Origin of the sequence: Nocardia elegans NBRC 108235 (assembly GCF_001612845.1) — a bacterium.
Taxonomy (GTDB): domain Bacteria; phylum Actinomycetota; class Actinomycetes; order Mycobacteriales; family Mycobacteriaceae; genus Nocardia; species Nocardia nova.
In genome coordinates, this window is the sequence record NZ_BDBF01000096.1 from 1 (window position 1) to 847 (window position 847).

Sequence of the window (847 nt, forward strand, 5' to 3'; positions counted from 1 at the left end):
GTGCAGGTTCCAGCCGCGCGACGACCGCGTCGAAATGCCCGGCGAACACTGGGTAGGCACCGTACAGCTCGCCAGCCATACCGGCCCACTGCGCCCCCTGTCCGGAAAACACCAGACCCGTCGAACCCGGCACCACCCGGCCCGACACCACACCGGAGAGCCCTTCTCCGCGCCCGAGAGCCTGAGTACCCGTTCGCAGGCCCTCGCGCTCGGAGGCCAGCACCACAGCGCGGTGATCGAACACCACTCGTGAGGTCGCGAGCGAGTAGCCGATGTCGACCGGGTGCTGGTCGCCGATTCGCGCGGTCAGGCGCCGGGCCTGTTCGGCCAGGGCCGCACCGGTGCGGGCCGAGATCACCCACGGCAGCACACCACCGGCCGGGGCGGTCCTGGTCTCCGGGACGGGGGCCGGGTCGGCCGGCGCCTGCTCGACGATGAGGTGGGCGTTGGTGCCGCTGAGTCCGAAGGACGAGATACCGGCGCGGCGCGGGCCAGCCGCCTCGGGCCACTCGACCGGCTCGGTCAGCAGCCGGATATTGCCCTGCGACCATTCGACTTTGGTGCTCGGCCGGTCGACATGCAGGGTCTTCGGCAACACGCCGTGACGCATGGCCATGACCATCTTGATCACACCACCCACACCCGCAGCGGCTTGGGCGTGGCCGATATTCGACTTCAACGACCCCAGCCACAACGGACGATCCGGGGCACGATCCTGCCCATACGTGGCAAGCAACGCCTGAGCCTCGATAGGATCGCCCAGCGTCGTACCGGTGCCGTGCGCCTCGACCGCATCCACATCCGCGGGCGAGAGACCGGCATTGGCCAACGCCTGCCGGATCACCCG

General features: G+C 69.7%; 1 protein-coding gene. It reads right to left on the reverse strand.

The annotated features are described in order from the left end of the window. On the reverse strand, window positions 1-847 hold an 847-nt coding region (locus NE2_RS34230; protein ID WP_167356826.1), incomplete at both ends, for a ketoacyl-synthetase C-terminal extension domain-containing protein.